This window comes from Exiguobacterium sp. s78, assembly GCF_018618985.1.
Classification (GTDB): domain Bacteria; phylum Bacillota; class Bacilli; order Exiguobacteriales; family Exiguobacteriaceae; genus Exiguobacterium_A; species Exiguobacterium_A abrahamii.
Genome location: NZ_JACSNB010000001.1, coordinates 1974182 through 1992640, shown reverse-complemented (window position 1 = coordinate 1992640; position 18459 = coordinate 1974182). Strand labels below are relative to the sequence as shown.

General features: G+C 45.7%; 21 protein-coding genes. 19 read left to right on the top strand and 2 right to left on the bottom strand.

Annotation, left to right across the window (positions count from 1 at the left end; genetic code table 11):
- Positions 1-73: 73 nt before the first annotated feature.
- The 15 genes from pstC to KNQ18_RS10305 all read left to right on the top strand — a co-directional run bounded on the left by pstC (position 74) and on the right by KNQ18_RS10305 (position 14609).
- Entirely contained in the window at positions 74-1015 is a 942-nt protein-coding gene (gene pstC / locus KNQ18_RS10375) for a phosphate ABC transporter permease subunit PstC (RefSeq protein WP_047396437.1), read from the top strand.
- Position 1016: 1 nt separating this feature from the next.
- Positions 1017-1925 carry a phosphate ABC transporter permease PstA gene (pstA, locus tag KNQ18_RS10370; RefSeq protein ID WP_029341063.1) on the top strand — a complete coding sequence of 303 codons (909 nt, stop codon included), beginning with the start codon at positions 1017-1019 and terminating at the stop codon, positions 1923-1925.
- Between the two features lie 99 nt (positions 1926-2024).
- The gene (gene pstB, locus KNQ18_RS10365) at positions 2025-2801 is read left to right on the top strand and encodes a phosphate ABC transporter ATP-binding protein PstB (RefSeq protein ID WP_053454494.1); all 777 of its coding nucleotides are present in this window, start codon (positions 2025-2027) and stop codon (positions 2799-2801) included.
- Positions 2802-2819: 18 nt separating this feature from the next.
- Positions 2820-3482, top strand: coding sequence for a phosphate signaling complex protein PhoU (gene phoU, locus KNQ18_RS10360; protein WP_050678392.1), 663 nt, complete (start codon positions 2820-2822; stop codon positions 3480-3482).
- Positions 3483-3589: 107 nt separating this feature from the next.
- Positions 3590-4315, top strand: coding sequence for a DUF4912 domain-containing protein (locus tag KNQ18_RS10355; RefSeq protein WP_050678393.1), 726 nt, complete (start codon positions 3590-3592; stop codon positions 4313-4315).
- Between the two features lie 32 nt (positions 4316-4347).
- Positions 4348-6531, top strand: coding sequence for a 1,4-alpha-glucan branching protein domain-containing protein (locus KNQ18_RS10350; protein ID WP_215084689.1), 2184 nt, complete (start codon positions 4348-4350; stop codon positions 6529-6531).
- A 104-nt stretch (positions 6532-6635) separates the two neighbouring features.
- Positions 6636-6785, top strand: a complete 150-nt coding sequence (gene rpmG, locus KNQ18_RS10345) for a 50S ribosomal protein L33 (protein ID WP_012369771.1) — start codon at positions 6636-6638, stop codon at positions 6783-6785.
- Positions 6786-6842: 57 nt separating this feature from the next.
- Positions 6843-7388, top strand: a complete 546-nt coding sequence (locus KNQ18_RS10340) for a 5-formyltetrahydrofolate cyclo-ligase (RefSeq protein ID WP_215084687.1) — start codon at positions 6843-6845, stop codon at positions 7386-7388.
- Positions 7382-8161, top strand: coding sequence for a DUF92 domain-containing protein (locus KNQ18_RS10335; protein ID WP_215084685.1), 780 nt, complete (start codon positions 7382-7384; stop codon positions 8159-8161). Before KNQ18_RS10340 ends, KNQ18_RS10335 begins: the two co-directional genes overlap by 7 nt.
- A 165-nt stretch (positions 8162-8326) precedes the next feature.
- Entirely contained in the window at positions 8327-9283 is a 957-nt protein-coding gene (locus KNQ18_RS10330; RefSeq protein ID WP_023467547.1) for an L-lactate dehydrogenase, read from the top strand.
- A gap of 256 nt (positions 9284-9539) precedes the next feature.
- Complete coding sequence (locus tag KNQ18_RS10325) at positions 9540-10049, top strand: GNAT family N-acetyltransferase (protein WP_023467548.1); 510 nt, start codon at positions 9540-9542, stop codon at positions 10047-10049.
- A 159-nt stretch (positions 10050-10208) separates the two neighbouring features.
- Positions 10209-11246 carry a M42 family metallopeptidase gene (locus KNQ18_RS10320; protein WP_215084683.1) on the top strand — a complete coding sequence of 346 codons (1038 nt, stop codon included), beginning with the start codon at positions 10209-10211 and terminating at the stop codon, positions 11244-11246.
- Positions 11230-11433: a YqgQ family protein gene (locus KNQ18_RS10315; protein WP_023467550.1), complete on the top strand. Its 204-nt coding sequence runs from the start codon at positions 11230-11232 to the stop codon at positions 11431-11433. The genes KNQ18_RS10320 and KNQ18_RS10315 overlap by 17 nt, the downstream gene beginning before the upstream one ends.
- A gap of 83 nt (positions 11434-11516) precedes the next feature.
- The gene (locus KNQ18_RS10310) at positions 11517-12467 is read left to right on the top strand and encodes an ROK family glucokinase (RefSeq protein ID WP_215084681.1); all 951 of its coding nucleotides are present in this window, start codon (positions 11517-11519) and stop codon (positions 12465-12467) included.
- A 216-nt stretch (positions 12468-12683) separates the two neighbouring features.
- The gene (locus KNQ18_RS10305; RefSeq protein WP_023467552.1) at positions 12684-14609 is read left to right on the top strand and encodes an LTA synthase family protein; all 1926 of its coding nucleotides are present in this window, start codon (positions 12684-12686) and stop codon (positions 14607-14609) included.
- Between the two features lie 102 nt (positions 14610-14711).
- Here KNQ18_RS10305 and KNQ18_RS10300 read toward each other — a convergent pair whose 3' ends face one another.
- On the bottom strand, positions 14712-14891 hold the full coding sequence (locus KNQ18_RS10300; protein WP_023467553.1) for a DUF2759 domain-containing protein: 180 nt from the start codon (positions 14889-14891) through the stop codon (positions 14712-14714).
- Positions 14892-15059: 168 nt separating this feature from the next.
- Between KNQ18_RS10300 and KNQ18_RS10295 the strand changes: the two genes are divergently transcribed.
- Positions 15060-15677 carry an MBL fold metallo-hydrolase gene (locus tag KNQ18_RS10295; protein WP_050678399.1) on the top strand — a complete coding sequence of 206 codons (618 nt, stop codon included), beginning with the start codon at positions 15060-15062 and terminating at the stop codon, positions 15675-15677.
- Between the two features lie 42 nt (positions 15678-15719).
- Here KNQ18_RS10295 and KNQ18_RS10290 read toward each other — a convergent pair whose 3' ends face one another.
- Positions 15720-15983 carry a DUF2626 family protein gene (locus KNQ18_RS10290; protein WP_023467555.1) on the bottom strand — a complete coding sequence of 88 codons (264 nt, stop codon included), beginning with the start codon at positions 15981-15983 and terminating at the stop codon, positions 15720-15722.
- Between the two features lie 224 nt (positions 15984-16207).
- Between KNQ18_RS10290 and KNQ18_RS10285 the strand changes: the two genes are divergently transcribed.
- The 3 genes from KNQ18_RS10285 (at position 16208) to KNQ18_RS10275 (ending at position 18455) form a co-directional block, all read left to right on the top strand.
- A complete protein-coding gene (locus tag KNQ18_RS10285; protein WP_023467556.1) occupies positions 16208-16594 on the top strand; it encodes a Spx/MgsR family RNA polymerase-binding regulatory protein in 387 nt (128 codons plus the stop codon).
- A gap of 62 nt (positions 16595-16656) precedes the next feature.
- Positions 16657-17499 (top strand): ATPase, T2SS/T4P/T4SS family, encoded by an 843-nt coding sequence (locus KNQ18_RS10280; protein ID WP_215084679.1) that lies wholly within the window; start codon positions 16657-16659, stop codon positions 17497-17499.
- A gap of 14 nt (positions 17500-17513) precedes the next feature.
- Positions 17514-18455, top strand: a complete 942-nt coding sequence (locus KNQ18_RS10275) for a type II secretion system F family protein (RefSeq protein ID WP_251133340.1) — start codon at positions 17514-17516, stop codon at positions 18453-18455.
- Positions 18456-18459: the final 4 nt, after the last annotated feature.

Sequence of the window (18459 nt, the reverse complement as noted above, 5' to 3'; positions counted from 1 at the left end):
ATGGCCCAACCGGGGAAGTCTGTACCGGTTGGGTCCCGTTCTCATGTCAAGAAGGAGTAGGGAGTGAAGAAGGATGAGTTCAACACAAAATAAATCGGTTCGCGAGCTGATTCAACAGAACCGACAGCAAAAATATAGTATGAAAAACGTCATGGAACGCGTCATGCCGATCGTGTTATTCCTTTGTGCGTTTGTCTCGGTCGTTACGACCATCGGCATCATTCTCACGTTAGTCATTGAAACAGAACACTTCTTCGAAGTTGTTCCGTTCAAGGAATTCTTCGGCAGTACGAGCTGGTATCCACTCAACTCACAACCAGAGTATGGAATTTGGCCACTTGTCGTCGGTACGCTTGAGATTACCGTGATTGCGATGCTAGTTGCCGTGCCGATCGGTCTCACATCAGCGATTTATTTAAGTGAGTACGCGTCAGACCGCGCACGCCGTATCTTAAAACCAATTCTTGAGGTGTTAGCAGGTGTTCCAACGATCGTCTTCGGATTCTTCGCATTGACGTTCGTTACACCATTGCTTGTCAAGTTGATTCCAGGTATTCAAATTTACAATGCGCTCAGTCCAGGGATCGTCGTCGGGATCATGATCATTCCAATGATCGCTTCGATTTCTGAGGATGCGATGAGCTCCGTTCCGAAAAAAATTCGCGATGGTGCGCTTGCACTCGGTTCGACACGTCTTGAAGTTGCATTGAAAGTCGTCGTTCCAGCTGCATTATCAGGTATCATTGCATCGATCGTACTCGGTATGTCACGTGCAATCGGTGAGACGATGATCGTAACGATCGCTGGTGGTTCGAATCCGACAGCTGCTATCGATCCACTCGAGCCAGTCCAAACGATGACAGCGTATATCGTTCAGGTCGCCTTAGGTGATGCTGGATTTGGAACTGTCGAATATTACAGTATCTATGCGGTTGGTACACTCTTGTTCGTCTTCACATTAGTGATGAACTTACTTGCGAACTGGATCACACGCCGCTTCAGAGAGGAGTACTAAGATGGCCTTACCAGAAAAGCAACCTGTCTCAAAGAAATTCATTGATCCGGTCGCGGTGAAGAAATCCATTAGCCAGCGACTCGTCGTCAACAACGTCACAAAAGTCATTTTCCTTGCTGGACTGTTCTTTGGTCTCGTCGTCTTAGGTATTCTCCTGTTCGGCGTCATCCGTGACGGTGCGTCATGGTTATCACTTGAGTTTCTACAAAATGCACCATCACGTCGTTCGGAACGTGCCGGGATTTATCCGGCGTTAATGGGCTCCATCTTCTTAATGCTCTTGATCATCCCGATGATTTTCATCATTGGTGTCGGGGCAGCGATTTATCTAGAAGAATATGCGAAGAAGAGTCGGATGACTTCATTCATCGAAGTCAACATCTCAAACCTTGCTGGTGTTCCGTCAATCGTCTTCGGTTTACTTGGTTTGACGTTCTTCGTACGTAACATGGGCTTCGGTTCAACATTGATTGCAGGAGCATTGACACTAGCGTTGATGAGTCTTCCGGTCGTCATCGTCTCGTCTCAAGAGGCAATCCGTGCCGTTCCACAAGCGATGCGTCATGCATCACTTGCACTCGGTGCTTCGAAATGGCAAACGACGTTCAAAGTCGTTCTTCCGGCGTCACTTCCGGGTGTCATTACTGGGATCATCTTGGCTGTATCTCGAGCAATTGGTGAGACAGCACCACTCATCATGGTCGGAGCTGCGATTTTCATTGCTCGTGCGCCTGAAAGCATTTTCTCAGAATTCACAGCATTACCGATTCAAATCTACAACTGGACAAGTCGTCCACAAGCGGACTTCCAAGGACTTGCAGCGGCAGGAATCATCGTCTTAATGGTCATCCTCTTGACGATGAATTCACTTGCAATCTGGATTCGGAACCGATTCTCAAAACGCTACTAATCGAACGAGATAGATAGAAGGGATTTCTTTTAAGGAGGAAGACAGATGATGGATACGAAGCTGAATACGAAATCAGTCGTTACAGAAGGGACAGAGCGTATGAATCAACCAGTAGCAGCACGTGAGAGCGTCTATAACGTCAAAGACTTAAACTTATGGTACGGTGACGATCATGCGCTGAAAGATGTTAATCTCGACATTAAGAAAAATGAAGTCACGGCAATCATTGGACCGTCTGGATGCGGGAAATCGACATTCATCAAAACATTGAATCGAATGGTCGAACTCGTTCCGATCGTACGGACGAATGGTGCAATCGAGTATCACGGACGCAATATCTTTGATAAAGAATACGGTGTCGAAGAATTACGGACATCGGTCGGAATGGTCTTCCAACAACCGAATCCATTCCCAAAATCAATTTATGACAACATCGCTTATGGTCCCCGTGTCCACGGTGTCAAAAACAAAAAAATCCTCGACGAGATCGTCGAACGCAGTTTACGCCGTGCGGCGATCTGGGATGAAGTCAAAGATCGTTTGAACGAAAATGCTTATGGTCTTTCTGGTGGTCAGCAACAACGTCTTTGTATCGCGCGTTGCCTTGCAATCGAGCCAGATGTCATCTTGATGGATGAGCCGACATCGGCACTTGACCCGATTTCTACATTAAAAGTAGAAGAACTCGTCCAAGAGTTGAAATCAGACTACTCGATCATCATCGTGACACACAACATGCAACAGGCTGCACGTGTTTCGGACAAAACAGCGTTCTTCTTGAATGGTGAAGTCGTCGAGTTCGATCAAACAGACCGGATCTTTGGAAATCCGAGTGACAAACGGACGGAAGATTACATTTCAGGACGATTCGGATAAGAAGGGGAGACGAGACGAATGGCAGCGAACCGTACGATTTTTGGAGAAAATCTTGCAATACTCGATCAAAAGGTCTTTTTACTCGCTCGTAAGACAATGCAACAGATCGCAACAACGGCAGAAGCACTCGAAAAATATGATCAAGACATCGCGCGTGGTGTCATCGAAAACGATAATGAACTCGATGATCTTGAACTTGAAATCAACGATGATGCGATTTTATTAATCGCGAAGCAACAACCCGTTGCGACAGATTTACGACGAATCATCACCGCGATGAAAATTTCGTCGGATCTCGAACGGATTGCAGATTACGCGGGGAATATCTCAAAAGCGGTTCTTCGTGTCGAAACATTCCCGTATGTCATCGATATCTCTTTGTTGAAGGAAGCATTCGAGACATTACTGGATATGACGGAAACTGCGATCGTCGCCTATCGTGACGGAGATGTCGAGAAAGCAAAAGCCTTGTCTGATCTCGATAACGTCATTGATGAGACGACATATAAGGCACTTCGCCAGTATATGCGTCATATGTCGCTTCAGCCGATCGTTGTCGATGAAGTCATGCAATTCACGAACATTTGCCGCTACATCGAGCGGATGGGTGATCACTTGACGAACGTCGGGGAGCATCTTATCTATCTCGAAAAAGGAAAACATTATGATTTAAACGGATGAATCAAGTAGGCAGGAGGAATTTCCTCTGCCTACTTTTTTTGTAAAGGGATTCGAAACACGTTTGTAGAATAGGAAAGAAGTGAATAATGACAGAGAGGTGATTGGGAATGCTTGAGCAAATCATTAAAATGAAAGAACAAGGGCTGACAACAAAACAAATCGCAGCTCAATTGGATACGACTGAAGGGAAAATCAAATATGCTTGGACTAAATATCGTAAATCGTTAACAGAACAACCTTCTGTAGCAGCGCCGAAAGTAAAATCAAAAACGGTCAAGCAGACGAAAAAGTCGACTGCACCGGTATTAGACGTCGTACCGTCTGTGCAAGTGGTACCTTCGCTAGAACGCGACGCGTTTGGAATGGCGACACATTACGAGGATGACATCCTCCACGCCATCGTTCAGTCACCGACAGCTTTATACGTCTACTGGGAATTATCTGAACTGTCGAAACAGTTGCTAGAAACGCACTATCACACGACGTTTGATTCGTTCCGTAAAGAATTACGCATCATTGATATCACGCTTGTTGAATACGAACAAGGACAGGCAAATCGGACGTATCAATTCGAGCTGCCAGAAATGACGAATGCTTGGTTCGTTCGACCAGTCGCCCCGAATACTACATACATTATTGAATGGGGCATTCAAACAATCGACGGGGACTTTGTTCCAGTACTGCGTTCAAAACCAGTCGAAACGCCACGTGACGAACCAGTCACGGACGGACGGTTCGCGGAAGTCGTGCATCATTGGCAATACGGAGAGGTCGAACAACCGGAATGGGTCGAAGTATTACGTCCTTATTCCTATTTCGATCGCGTCCGATAATGGAATTAGAGAGAGGGAAAGGAAGAGAAGCTATGCGAAAAGGATATTTTTCACTCGTCTTACATGCACATTTACCATATATCCGTCATGAAGAGGCACATCGCTTAGAAGAACGGTGGATGTATGAAGCGATTTCAGAAACCTACATCCCATTATTGTGGGAGGTCGATCGCTTGTCACGTCCGCTCGGCTGGACGGTCAGCATTTCACCACCCGTCATCGAGATGCTTGCCGACCCATTGATTCAAGAGCGGTATATCGAGCATATCGAAGATACGTTACGTTTGATTCGCCAGGAACTAGAGCGAGAGCTTGCTCAAAAGGAACGAGATGCGCTTCTATTCTATCAAGACCGCTATCAAGATTTATTGAATACGTTCCTTCACTGGGAAAAAGATTTGAACCGGGCATTCCGTCATTACAAAGAGCAAGGTTATCTCGATTTGATTACGTGTACGGCGACACACGGATTCAGTCCGCACATGTTGTCTGAACAAGCGGCACGTTCTGAAATTCAGACGGGATTGAACTGTTTCGAACGTCATTACGGATTCCGTCCATCTGGTCTTTGGATGCCGGAGTGTGCGTATACGCCAGGACTTGATCGTATTTTGTACGAAGAGGGCATTCGTTATACATTCGTTGACGAACATTCAATTTTAAACGCGGATCCGTCATCGAAACATGGAATCGGAGCACCTGTCTATTCTCCGCACGGTGTGGCACTGTTCCCGCGTGATCAAATCATTTCCGGGAAGATTTGGAGCTCTGTCATCGGATACCCGGGTCATCCGGATTACCGCGAGTTTTATCGTGATCTTGCGTACGATCGGGAGTGGGATCAAATCGCTGAGTTCATGCACCCGGAAGGCTTACGTTATGATACAGGATTGAAATTGCATCGCGTAACAGGAGAAACGGATCAAAAAGACTATTACGTCCGTGATTGGGCATGGCAACGGACGAGTGAGCATGCAGCAGACTTCGCACAAGCACTCGGTGAACATTTGGATGCGCATCAAGGACAAGACTTCCCACCGTTCCTTGTCACAGCACCATTTGATGCCGAATTGTTCGGTCACTGGTGGTTTGAAGGTCCCGACTTCCTCGGTAAAGCGATGGAACGTTTAGAAGACCAAGGAATTGAGTCGATTTCACCGGCGATCTTCCTCGAACGTCACTTCCAAGACATCGACACGGCACACGTCGCGATGGGAACGTGGGGACGAAAAGGCTACGCGGAAGTCTGGATCAACGAACGGAATGACTGGATGATTCGTCATCTCCATCAGCTTGAGAAGAGACTAGCAGGTGTCGTAGCTCGAAATCGTCATCAAGATGCATTGACTGTCAAAGCGAAGCGTCAACTCATTCGAGAATACCTCCTTGCTGTCTCGAGCGACTGGCCATTCATCCTCGATGGACAGACGACAGCGCAATATGCTGCGAATCGTTTCCGTGAGCACATCTTACGTTTTGAAGAAACCGAGCGTCGACTGGATGCGGAGGAGCTGACGGTGGAATGGTTGGATGATCGATATCGCGAATATCCTTTTCTTCAAGATTCAGATATTGAACCAGATGTCTTTTTGACAGCACATGATTACTATGTGGCAGTGAAGCGTGAGAAATCTTGGAATACAGACGCCATCTTATTGTTCGTCCGACAATATGATGCGTCAGACCGGCCAGCTTCGGAGCTCGCTCGACGGCTCGCTGCTACTGGTGAGAATGTCTATGTCGTTACGGAACATCCGGAAGCGTATCGATTTGAAGAAGGTGTTCACGTTTACGGAGTGCAAGTGACGGGTCTACCGCTCGTTCAGACCTATAACCAATTGGCGGCACTAAACTTAGCCTTCTTACGTCAAGCGCAAGCCTTGAGTAAGATCGTTGATTTCGCAGTCATCCACAACTTCAACATGGAGACTGCATCAGCTGCCCAAGCCATCGCTAAGATCAAAGAATTGCCACTCGTCAGTAACGTCTACGATGTCGAAAGTGAGCGTTCACCTGATCGTTCAGGCGGTCTGGTCGTTGCCTTAAAACGACTTGAAGGAGATGCGTTGCGCCAATCAGCGGTCGTTTATCTAGAACGAGAAGAGTCACGTCATGGGGTGGAACAAGAGTATCACGTCGAAAAGAAGCCGCTGCGTTTTGAAGAGAACCTTGAAAAACCATATCAACACGTGACGAATCCGAAAAAGAACGGATGAACAGTTGCAATTCCTTTCCTTTCTTGGTACGATACTTGAGTATGCTTAACCTTATGTAAAGCAAAATCACTTGATACATCGAGAGCTAGATAGGAGGGAATCCCATGCGCGTTAAAATCACATTAGCTTGCACTGAAACTGGTGACCGTACTTATATCACTAAAAAGAACAAGCGTAACAACCCAGAGCGTCTTGAGTTGAAGAAATACAACCCACGTCTCCGTAAGCACACACTTCACCGTGAAGTGAAATAATTGAGATGGAAGCCGTCACTTCGTGTGATGGCTTTTTTTGTGGAAAGGAAGACAACTATGAATAAACAAGAAGTACGCCGTCTGATCAAAGAACGACTAGATGTGATGGAGAACCGTGCGGAAAAGGAACGATTGATTCACGAACATGTCTTGTTACTACCTGAATGGCAACAAGCGACCTGTGTCGCGATCACGTTAGCTTTTCGAAATGAATGTGATACAAGAATGCTGATTGAACAAGCGTGGCAAGAGGGCAAGACGGTCTTGATACCAAAAGTAGTCGGAGACGAGATGGTCTTTTATGAACATGGACCAGAAGATCAACTGCAAGCAAATCAGATGGGGATTGCTGAACCGATCGCTTCAGCACGTCGCGCCTCACTTGATCAAGCAGAGCTTTGCCTCGTTCCAGGTCGCGCCTATCGTCGGGACGGCTATCGTTTAGGATGGGGAGGAGGCTATTACGATCGTGCACTCGTGCCATATGCAGGATGTAAAGTATCGATTGCCTTTTCTGAACAACTTCTTCCAGATTTCGAAGTGGAAGCCTTTGATATCCCCGTTGACTTGATCGTCACTGAATTAGAGGTCATCCGATGTTGAGCGCGACCATTTTGTTTTGTCTATTGCTTGCTTGGACCGGACGATCTTTTCGTTTATTGACGACAAGTGGTGCTATCATGACCCTGCTCGTCGGTAGTGGTGTCTCATTCGGATTCGGTTGGCAAGGATTAGTAGTACTCTTACTCTTCTTTGGTAGCTCGAGTCTGTTATCGAAGGTCGGAAGGTCCAGAAAACAATCGGTCGACTCCATCGTTGAGAAAGACGGCGCGCGTGACGGATGGCAAGTCCTTGCGAATGGAGGGGTAGCGTTCGTTGCTGCCTTAGCGTATGCTATGACGAAGGATTTTGCGTATCTCTTGTTATTTCTATTCGTCATCGCAGCATCGAATGCTGATACGTGGGCATCTGAAATCGGACCGCTCTCAAGACGTGATCCGTGGTCTCTCAAAACGTTACGACGGGTACCAGCAGGAACGAGTGGAGCGATGTCGCTGATTGGAACGATCGGTACGATCGCAGGAGCTGCGTTCATCGCTGTAGCAGCGCATTGGATATTTTCTCTTTCTTTAAGACACGTCTTACTCGTAACAAGCATCGGTGTACTCGGGAGCCTACTGGATACACTATTTGGAGCGGTAGGGCAACGCGTTTACCGATGTACGGTTTGTGGGGAATACACGGAAAAGCGAGAGCACCATGGTCAACCGACAGCTTACGTTTCAGGCATTCGATTTTTAGGGAATGACGCTGTCAATGTCTTAACGAGTGGTTTGGCAAGCGGAATCGGGTTTATCATCGTTCGATTTTGGTAACTGGAAAGTATGTGAGTATGTAATTCCTTATGTTAGGATATCAATGACACAAAATGGACAAATGTGATTAATTTCACATGATACAAAGAATGTGAAAGATGTTACAATTTACTTGTGAGATAGTTAACAAACTCTTAGGACGAATGGAAGGGTGGACATAACGATATGGAATTACATGCGAAAGTGACACGAGTAGCCCTCATTGGAGCTGGTGCAGTCGGTTCAAGCTTTGCCTATCAGATGTCAACAGCTGGACTTTGTGAAGAACTTGTCATCATTGATGTCAACAAAGCCAAAGCAGAGGGCGAGGCAATGGACTTAAACCACGGAACACCATTTAGCTCTTCACCGATGCGCATATGGGCTGGAGACTACGCGGACTGCCGAGAAGCGGAAGTCGTCGTCATCACGGCAGGCGCTCCACAAAAACCAGGTGAGACAAGACTCGATCTCGTTGCAAAGAATGCGTTGATCATGAAAGAAATGATTCGTCAAATCATGGATTCCGGTTTTGATGGTATCATCGTCGTGGCTTCTAATCCGGTTGATATCATGGCGCATCTTGCCTGGAAATATTCTGGTCTTCCGAAATCCCGCGTATTTGGATCAGGAACGGTGCTTGATACAGCGCGCCTGCGTCAAATGCTCGGAGAATACTTTCACATTGATTCCCGAAATGCCCATGCCTATATTCTTGGCGAACATGGTGACACGGAATTCGCAGCCTGGAGTAACAGCCGTATTTATGGAAAAACGATTGATGAACTACTTGCTGAAGACGATCGTTATTCTCAAGCAGATCTTGATCAAATCTACATCAATGTCCGAGATGCTGCTTATCATATCATCGAGCGCAAAGGGGCAACCTACTATGCGATTGGGCTTGGACTCGTTCGGATCGTTCGTGCCATCCTCGGAAATGAGAACTGTCTATTGACGGTCGGTGCGCATGTCGATGGGCAGTACGGAATTTCCGGTATCCATATTGGAGTTCCCGCCATCATCAATCGTCAAGGTGTGCGTGAAATCATTGAAGTCTCATTGACGGAAGAAGAGTTGAAGAAATTCCATCATTCTGCTGATGTATTACGTCAGACGCTTGAACCCGTCTTGCAAGGATAAGCGTACGCATCATGATGAAGGTATCACGAAATAAAGTAGCAAAAAACTCAAGTGTCGGACTTGCTTCACATTGTCCACACTTGAGTTTTTTTGATGTAGTGAACGAATACATAAAAAATCACATCTATTCGTCCGGTAGTAAAAAGAAAAAAATCTAGGTTTTATTTTACTAGAAAAGGGTTAAGTAAGAGATAGAAGCATTTTTACGTCATTTTTTTGTACGTCATGATACCCAAAAAGGAGAGAACCGACAGTCATGTATACTTTTCGAAAACTAACTAAAGAGGATGCAGAACAATACTGGAATCTACGCCTTGAGGGATTAAAAAATCATCCAGATGCATTCGGTCATTCGTTTGATGATGAACAGCAAACCCCGCTCCGCGAAGTACAAGAAGGACTTGAGGGAGAACCCGACTCCGATGAGGTTTGGCTTGGTATGTTCGACGGTGATACATTGTTTGGGTTTGGTCAGGTCAAACCATATGAATTGTCACGTGAATCGCATAAAGCGATGATTTCTGGAGTATACGTATCACCTGAATATCGCGGAGGTACTGGTCGCGCTTTAATGGAAGCCTTAATCGAGGAAGCGAAGAAGTTACCGGACGTCGAGCAAGTCATTCTTGCCGTTTTATCAGGAAACGAAGCCGCACAAAATCTTTATGAGTCGCTCGGTTTTGAAGTATATGCCGAAGATCCAGATTCCGTAAAATTAGAAGATGGCACATATCGTGATGATATTTGGATGAAGAAGTACGTCTAAGTTCTTGAGATGGTGTGGAAAGAAGCTGTAGCAAAAAAGCGCTACAGCTTTTTCGCATCGTATCCGTAGGATATCAGTATCGGCAAAGAATGAATATTTGTTATCATGAGAACAAAGCGGATGTCACGTCGTAGTCCGATTGAAAGGGAGCGAATGAACATGAAAGAAGTCATACGTACGATTGAAGAGCTTGTCTCGATTCCGAGTCCAACAGGTTCGACAAAAGAAGCTATTACATATGTAGAAAAGCGATTGGTAGCAGAAGGGATCACGTATCGAAAGCTTGAAAAAGGAGCGATTTTAGCGACACTACCTGGTGCTTCAACGCGTACGCGGTTACTGACGGCACACGTCGACACACTAGGAGCGATGGTGAAAGAAATTTTACCAACAGGACGACTTCGTTTATCACAACTGGGGGGATATGCTTGGACAGCGATCGAAGGTGAGAACTGTCTCATTCACAAGATGGACGGTCAAACGATTTCAGGTACGATCGTGTTCCACCATTCGAGTGTTCATACTTCGCGCGAGACGAACAAAACGGAACGATCCGCTGATAATATCGAAGTACGGCTCGATATCCGTTCGACGACAGCAGAAGAGACGCGCGTCTCGGGGATTGAAGTAGGAGACATCGTAACGTTTGATCCGCGATTCCTCTATACGGAAACAGGATTCGTGAAGTCGCGCCATCTCGATGATAAAGCATCTGTTGCTTTGTTGCTTGAATTGATCAAGGAATGGAAAACAATCGAACTACCACACACGGTCCAGATCCTGATTTCAAATTACGAAGAAGTCGGATTCGGTGGAAATGCTGGATTCACGGAAGAAGTCGCAGAATACATCGCGGTCGACATGGGAGCACTAGGAGAGGGGCAACACTCCGATGAATTCACAGTCTCCATTTGTGCCAAAGATGGTTCTGGTCCGTATGACTTAGCTTTACGCCACCAGTTAACACGCTTAGCACAACGTAATAGCATTCCATATAAAGTTGATATCTATCCGTTCTATAGCTCGGATGCCTCGGCAGCAGTAAGTGCGGGCCACGACGTCCGGCACGGATTGTTCGGTCCGGGAATCGAATCGAGTCATTCGTACGAACGTACGCATGAGACGTCGTTACAAGCGACATATGATTTGCTACATGCCTATGTAAAGGAGCCGATGGTCGATGAAGACACTGTATGACGTACAGCAGTTACTCAAGACATACGGGACATTCATCTATCTTGGGGATCGAGCGTCCGATATCGCGATGATGATGCTTGAACTCGATGAATTACAAGAAGCGGGCGTTTTGGAACAACGTCAGTACGATTCAGCGAAACTAATCTTACGACATGAATTAAAGCGTTCACAATCCGATAACATTTAAGATTGTGCAACCCTTTGCGCAAATGGGTTATGTCCGGTAAAATGATGAAGCAGACATTATATGAGTATAGGGGAGACGAAGCAATGAAATGGTTACTCGGCATTGATATCGGCGGAACGACAGTCAAGATGGCAATTTTGGATTTGCAAGGGATCATCGTAGAAAAGTGGGAAATCGAGACGGTCGTTTTGAATGATGGCGTACAAATTCCTGGAGATATTGCAAAATCTTTCTTTGAGAAGTGTCAAGAGAGCAATAAACGACCAGAAGATTTCGTCGGAGCGGGCATCGGTGCGCCGGGATTCATTGATTTTAATACAGGTGTCGTTGAGAAAGCAGTCAATATCGGTTGGAATAACTTTGAACTGATCGGTGAATTCGAACGTTTGACGGGTTTACCGGCTGTGCTTGAAAATGATGCGAACGCAGCGGCAATCGGTGAGATGTGGAAAGGTGCCGGTAGTGGGGCAACAGAACTCCTTGCTGTCACACTCGGTACGGGCGTCGGTGGTGGTCTGATCACGAACGGACAAATCGTGCATGGTACAGTCGGAATGGCTGGAGAAATCGGTCATATCACGATGTTGCCTGAAGGTGGCGTTCTATGTGGATGTGGTCGCAAAGGATGTCTTGAGACGATTGCGTCAGCAACAGGGATCGCCCGTCTTGGTCTTGAGAAGCGTAAAGGGAAGGAAACGTTACTCAACGACATCAAGGCAGTAACGGCGAAAGACGTATTCGAAGCGTATGAGAAAGGAGACCGGATCGCAACGGAAGTCGTAGAAGAAGTGACGTTCCACCTCGGTCTTGCCATCTCCAACTTAGCGAACAGTATTAACCCGGAAATCATCGTCATCGGTGGTGGTGTGTCAAAAGCAGGAGAGACATTGCTTGCACCACTGCGTAAACAGTTCGAACGCTTCGCTTTACCACGTGTTTTCGGATCGACGACGTTCAAGATTGCCGAACTTGGAAACGATGCCGGAGTCATCGGCTGTGCATGGCTTGCGAAGCAGATGTTTCTCAAAAAATGATAATATTCAATTTCAGTAGAAGGTTCGCTTCGGCGAATCTTTTTTTTGTTTACAAACGTACAGTAATTATGTGATTGTTAAGTATCTTCCGGATTCCAGTTGCATTTTTGTAAAACTAAGCGTAAAATTTTCACGTGATATGGGTATATGTAAATTATGATGTAAGTTGTGTGAACTGAAAGCAGAAAGCACATGTAAATTAGGAGGCAGGTTTTTATGCAGCAAGACGCAAACATCTGGTCGCGAATGCGCCTAAAGATGGGTCAAGGCGTTCGCAGCACCTATAAAGAGCACAAGCTCTTTTGGATTGCGACCTTATTGATTTGGTTAAAAACGTATTTAGCGTATACACTTTTCTTCAACGTTCCCGTAACAAACTCTGCGCAAGCATTCATTCTACTAATTAACCCAATTAGTTCAGCGCTCTTCATGTTCGGGTTCAGCTTCTTCTTCCGGGGAAATGTTCAAAAATGGTTCATCTACGGTACATTGTTCGTCGCGACACTCATTTTATATGCGGACATCATTTTCTTCCGCTTCTTTAATGACTATCTGACGTTGCCGGTATTGTTCCAAACATCGAATGCAGAGACCGTTTCTGCATCGCTCGGGTCACTCTTGAATTGGTCCGATTTATTGATCGTCGGTGACTTGATCATCTTACCGTTCTTCTTACGGAAAATGGACATGTCAAAAAACGTTGCGTCACGTGGACGCGCGATTCTCGCATTCGTTGCAGCAGTTGTCGTTTTCCTTGGAAACTTGACGCTCGCTGAGACAGAACGTCCAGAATTGCTCACACGTGCCTTTGACCGAGAACTGCTCGTTAAAAACATCGGAACATTTAACTTCCATATGTATGACGCACTCATTCAGTCGAAGACATCTGCGCAAAAAGCACTCGCGGACAGTTCTGAACTGTCGGAAGTTCAAAGCTTCATTGATTCAAAACATGCTGAACCGAACCCAGCTATGTTCGGAAAGTACAAAGGAAAGAACGTCATCGTCGTTTCCTTTGAGTCGGCACAATCCTTTGCAGTTGGATTAAAGGCACCAAACGGACAAGAGATTACACCGAACCTGAATAAGTTGATCAAGGAATCGCATTCATGGGATAACTTCTATCACAACACAGGACAAGGGAAAACGGCAGATGCTGAGTTCATTCTCGAAAACTCGATCTATCCACTTGGACGCGGTGCAGCATTCTTTACGAACGGAGAAAACGAATTCCGGGCAACTCCTGAAATGTTGAAAGAAGATGGCTATTATTCAGCTGTTTTCCATGCAAACAACAAATCGTTCTGGAACCGAGACATCGTCTACAATAGCTTTGGCGTCGATCGTTTCTTCTCAGAGACGGATTATGACTTAGGTGATCCAGCAGATTTGACGGAGTGGGGCTTGCTCGATGATAAATTCTTTGAACAGTCATTGCCGATGTTGAAAGATTTACCACGTCCGTTCTATTCGAAGTTCATCACATTGACGAACCACTATCCATTTGAGATGCCAAAACCAGAAGATGAACTTGTACCACCGCTTGAGACAAGTTCTACGACGCTGAACCACTACGTTCAGGCACTAGCGTATCAAGATATGGCACTTGGTAAATTCATCGAGGGTCTGAAAAAAGATGGTACGTGGGATGATACGATCTTCATGGTCTATGGTGACCACTATGGTATCTCGACGAACCACAATGCTGCGATGGCAGAACTCATGAACAAAGATGAGTTGACGCCGTATGATGTTGCACAATTGCAACGTGTACCATTCGTGATCCATTTACCGGGTCAAACGAAAGGTGTCAAACATGAAGACGTCGCGAGCCAAATCGACATTAAACCGACATTGCTTCATCTGTTAGGACAAGACTTCAAGAATGAAGTATTGTTCGGTACCGATCTCTTCTCGAAACAGCACAAGGATTATGCGCTGTTCCGCGATGGTTCCGTCATAACAGACAAAACGGTCTATACGCAGGAAACATGTTATGATCGTCAGACGGGTGAAGAAGTAAAAGATGGAGAGTTAGCGGAGATGTGTAAACAATCTACGAAACAATCCGAGAAGGAGTTAGGACTTTCGGATAAAGTCATCTATGGTGACTTGCTCCGTTTCCTTCAAACTTCAAAATAAGATAAAGAAAACGAATCTACTTTCGAGTGGATTCGTTTTTTTTGTAGAAAGGCAAATAAAAAGAGAGATGCGCGAGGCATCTCTCTTTTTAGCGTATCTTGATTACGATGGAATACCGCCGTAAATCAATGTCGCAATCCCGAACCAGCCGAATAAGACGACAGTCAGACCTGCGAATACGAGTGGAAACATTTGGCGTTTCTTAAGTGAACGAACGACGGCCCAAACGCCGACGAGTGCGACGAAGAAGAAAAGCCAACCGATTGGTTGATCCAAATGCATGACGTACTCCCCCTTAAACAATCACGTTATGAATTTCACGAAGATTTCACTTAAATCTCACTTTTTAGTTTATCCGACTCGCGGGATAAAGTCGAGAGGGCGTTGCAGGAACTTTCGACAATTTCGTGTATAGTAGGAGAAGAGTCTATTGTAAAGGGGTTTTATAGAATGGAAATCGTAATGATCACTTCCGGTATGGCATCTGAAAATGGTTATTTATTATTTAAAGACAAGGAATGTCTTGTCATTGATCCAGGTACAGAAGATATGCGGTTTTTCGATGAGATTGAAAGTCGGGGAGCGACTTTAAAAGCGATTTTGTTGACGCATGCGCATTTTGACCATATCGGAGGTGTCGATATGTTACGACGCTTCACGGAAGCGCCTGTCTACGTGCATACGGAAGAAGCAGGATGGCTCGGTAATCCAGAATGGAATGGTTCGGCAAAATTCGGAATGCCGCCGATGCGGATGAAACCAGCAGACCATTTGTTGCAACCAGGACGGCTGACGGTCGGTAGCTTTTCGATGCATGTTCTTGAGACGCCAGGGCATTCACCAGGAAGTGTGACGTTCTACTTCAAAGGAGAGCGGATCGCGTTCGGTGGAGATCTCTTGTTCCAGCAAGGCGTCGGACGGACGGATCTTCATGGTGGGGATCAAGACGTATTGATGCGTTCACTGGATCGACTCATCGCGGAACTACCGGCAGATACGACGATCTATCCAGGACATGGTCCGAGTACGACGATTCGTCAAGAAATGAAATCGAATCCATTCCTCTGACTAAAAAAACTCGCCATCCAAAAGGATGACGAGTTTTTTTCATTACATCTGGAAGTTTGACCAGTACGTAAAGACGATGAAAAATACAGTTAAGTAAGCTCCAAAGATATAGACATACGTTTTTTCAGTTAAGCGCAAGTAACCAAGCGCTGCAAAAAAGACAGTTTGTGCTAAGAAGACGAAGCCCATGACTAAAAATGAATCCGTATGCTCACTTGAGCTTGCATCGCCACCCAATGCGCCGATAAATGCCATGACTGCGATGATACCAGTCCAGAAACCGAGTACGCGGTACATTCTCCCCATTCCTATAACCCCCTAAATCCGACAGATAGTCAATATACGTACTTATTTTACCAAGCAAACAATCATCCGTCCATCCTGTTCTAGTGATTGTTAAGGAATAACTGTGAACAAAAGATGAAGTTTCAAAAAAAGTTGTACAATAGTTGTACAAAAGGTGTACAAAGTTAAAATGGCGTGCTATAGTAACTGTAATGAAACCCCACACTTTGAGAGGAGGAGCAAAAATGACGAATGAGTTAGTCTTTTTCACATACCCAAGCTGTACATCATGTCGTAAAACGAAATCATGGTTAAAAGAGGAACATGTTGATGTAGAGGAACGTCATCTGTTCAGAAATGCTCCAACAGTTGATGAACTCATGGAACTGTTGAAATTATCGACGGATGGGATTGAAAGTTTGCTCGCAACACGCAGTCAAGCCTTCAAAGATCTCGGCATTGATATTGAAGACATGAAACTCAGTGAGTTATTACGCCTCATGAGTGACAATCCGAAATTATTACGCCGCCCAATCATCACTGATGGAAAACAACTTGTTATCGGATACGATAAACCAGGTCTTGAGACATTGGCGAAGCGTAAACATCGTACAATCGCACACGTATCGTAAAGAAGCCGGTTTGGTCGGCTTCTTTTTTTTGTGTATTGTTTGCGGTAGGGAGGTGAAGAGAAATGAAGGAATGGACGACACAACTCATGGAACGATTCGAATCACTTGGTGCAACAGACGTTCATTTCGTACCGAATGAAGCTTGCGTCCGGATCATTTGTCGAACGGGTGACGGTCTGTGTGAACAAGAAGAGGTGGAATTGACGCGTTATCGAACGCTTGTCAGTCATGTTCGCTATGAGGCGAACTTAAAGGAACAAAATGAGCGGATTCCGCAAAGTGGTTTGTATCCGCACGGGAAAAAGGGAATGCGCGTCTCGTTGTTACCGAGTCGACAAGGAGATGCAATGTCGTGGCGATTTTATCGTTCGACGGTCTCTCAAGAAACGGCTTTACGAACGTTACACGATCAATTGGACTTCGCTTGGTTAGCTGAACAACGACACGGGTGTATCGTCATTTCTGGATCGACAGGCGCAGGAAAGACGACGATGTTATATTCCTTGATGAGTGCGATGGAAGAAAAACGAATCATCTCGATTGAAGATCCGGTGGAGTGTACGGTACCAAACGTCTTGCAACTGGAACTAAATGAAAAAGCAGGGTTCACTGCTACGCGATGTTTTGAAGAAATATTGCGAGCGGATCCGGATTGGATTGCTTTTGGTGAGGTGCGGACGAGAGAGGCAGCACGTTTGACGATGAATGCCGCACTTAGTGGTCACGTCGTGTTGTTTACGTTACACGCTGGAAGTATTGATGAGGCGCGATTGCGATTGTGCAGTTTAGGTATCGAAGAGTCAGAACTGGCTGTCTGTCAACGCATCATTCATCTCGAGCGAAAAGGAGAGGATGTCCGCTGTACCGTCAGAAACTTACAAGCCGCGATCAAAGTCGGTTCTTAAAACGATATCATCGCTTGTTATCAAAAGGCATTTCTACGAAAGAGACGTTACTCATTTTAAAACGATTCGAGCGTCAGCCGTTCTCCGAAGTAGTCGGAGAAATGGAACGCTGTCTTGAAAAAGGAGACTCCTTTTCAGCATCGCTTGAACCGCTTGCGTTAACGAATACTTTAAAACGACTTCTTTTTGTTGGAGAAAGGACAGAACGACCGTTGCTCGTCCTTCGCCAAATCGTGAAACTGCTCGACCTCGAAACAGAAATGCGATCGAAGTTTTGGAAGATGATCCGGTATCCGCTTGTTCTAGCGACCAGTCTATTCCTCCTGTTCTTCTTTTACGCCCTCTACGTATTTCCGTCTCTCCTCGAGATGTCGGACCCGAAGACTCTCCCCTCATTTCTTCATCTCCTTCTTCACCCCTCTGCGAAATATCTGCTCGCAAGTATTCCCGTTATTTTGTTAACCTCCAGTTACCTCTTTTTTCGCTTTTTTCCGTTAAACCGTATTTTACGACTGAAACCGCTACAGCGTTTGATTCGTCTCTACTACAGCTATTTATTCACGATCGAAGTAGGATCGTTCATCGATGCTGGCTTCTCGCTTGAAGAGACCTTTCGTCATCTAGAGCAAGGACAAGCGAATAAAAAAGGACACCTCTATGCTCGTCTACATGCTAAACAACAGGCAGGGGAACCACTTGCAGAAGCGCTTGGCGAAGATGAAATCATCGAAGCCGAGACGATTGGAATCGTCCATTTGGCGCGGGAAAGTGGCGATCTTGGTCCGTTGTTGCTTGAACAAGCGACACTCTTGCATGAGTCGATGGAAGAGGAACTAGAGAAAAAGTTGTTATGGATCGAGCCGATTTTGTACGGTGGATTGACGATCATGACGGGAACGTTGTTTCTCATCTTGTATTATCCGATTCAGCTAGCGATACAGCAGCTTCCATTCTAAATAG

Bases quoted from the DNA above. Each gene is read 5' to 3' on its own strand.
- KNQ18_RS10355 (WP_050678393.1), top strand. From the start codon at position 3,590: ATGCTTGAGCAAATCATTAAAATGAAAGAACAAGGGCTGACAACAAAA.
- KNQ18_RS10280 (WP_215084679.1), top strand. From the start codon at position 16,657: ATGAAGGAATGGACGACACAACTCATGGAACGATTCGAATCACTTGGT.
- KNQ18_RS10335 (WP_215084685.1), top strand. From the start codon at position 7,382: ATGTTGAGCGCGACCATTTTGTTTTGTCTATTGCTTGCTTGGACCGGA.
- KNQ18_RS10315 (WP_023467550.1), top strand. From the start codon at position 11,230: ATGAAGACACTGTATGACGTACAGCAGTTACTCAAGACATACGGGACA.
- phoU (WP_050678392.1), top strand. From the start codon at position 2,820: ATGGCAGCGAACCGTACGATTTTTGGAGAAAATCTTGCAATACTCGAT.
- KNQ18_RS10310 (WP_215084681.1), top strand. From the start codon at position 11,517: ATGAAATGGTTACTCGGCATTGATATCGGCGGAACGACAGTCAAGATG.
- KNQ18_RS10285 (WP_023467556.1), top strand. From the start codon at position 16,208: ATGACGAATGAGTTAGTCTTTTTCACATACCCAAGCTGTACATCATGT.
- KNQ18_RS10325 (WP_023467548.1), top strand. From the start codon at position 9,540: ATGTATACTTTTCGAAAACTAACTAAAGAGGATGCAGAACAATACTGG.
- pstC (WP_047396437.1), top strand. From the start codon at position 74: ATGAGTTCAACACAAAATAAATCGGTTCGCGAGCTGATTCAACAGAAC.
- KNQ18_RS10320 (WP_215084683.1), top strand. From the start codon at position 10,209: ATGAAAGAAGTCATACGTACGATTGAAGAGCTTGTCTCGATTCCGAGT.
- KNQ18_RS10290 (WP_023467555.1), bottom strand. From the start codon at position 15,983: ATGGGGAGAATGTACCGCGTACTCGGTTTCTGGACTGGTATCATCGCA.
- KNQ18_RS10295 (WP_050678399.1), top strand. From the start codon at position 15,060: ATGGAAATCGTAATGATCACTTCCGGTATGGCATCTGAAAATGGTTAT.
- KNQ18_RS10330 (WP_023467547.1), top strand. From the start codon at position 8,327: ATGGAATTACATGCGAAAGTGACACGAGTAGCCCTCATTGGAGCTGGT.
- KNQ18_RS10305 (WP_023467552.1), top strand. From the start codon at position 12,684: ATGCAGCAAGACGCAAACATCTGGTCGCGAATGCGCCTAAAGATGGGT.
- pstA (WP_029341063.1), top strand. From the start codon at position 1,017: ATGGCCTTACCAGAAAAGCAACCTGTCTCAAAGAAATTCATTGATCCG.
- KNQ18_RS10300 (WP_023467553.1), bottom strand. From the start codon at position 14,891: ATGCATTTGGATCAACCAATCGGTTGGCTTTTCTTCTTCGTCGCACTC.
- KNQ18_RS10350 (WP_215084689.1), top strand. From the start codon at position 4,348: ATGCGAAAAGGATATTTTTCACTCGTCTTACATGCACATTTACCATAT.
- pstB (WP_053454494.1), top strand. From the start codon at position 2,025: ATGAATCAACCAGTAGCAGCACGTGAGAGCGTCTATAACGTCAAAGAC.
- rpmG (WP_012369771.1), top strand. From the start codon at position 6,636: ATGCGCGTTAAAATCACATTAGCTTGCACTGAAACTGGTGACCGTACT.
- KNQ18_RS10340 (WP_215084687.1), top strand. From the start codon at position 6,843: ATGAATAAACAAGAAGTACGCCGTCTGATCAAAGAACGACTAGATGTG.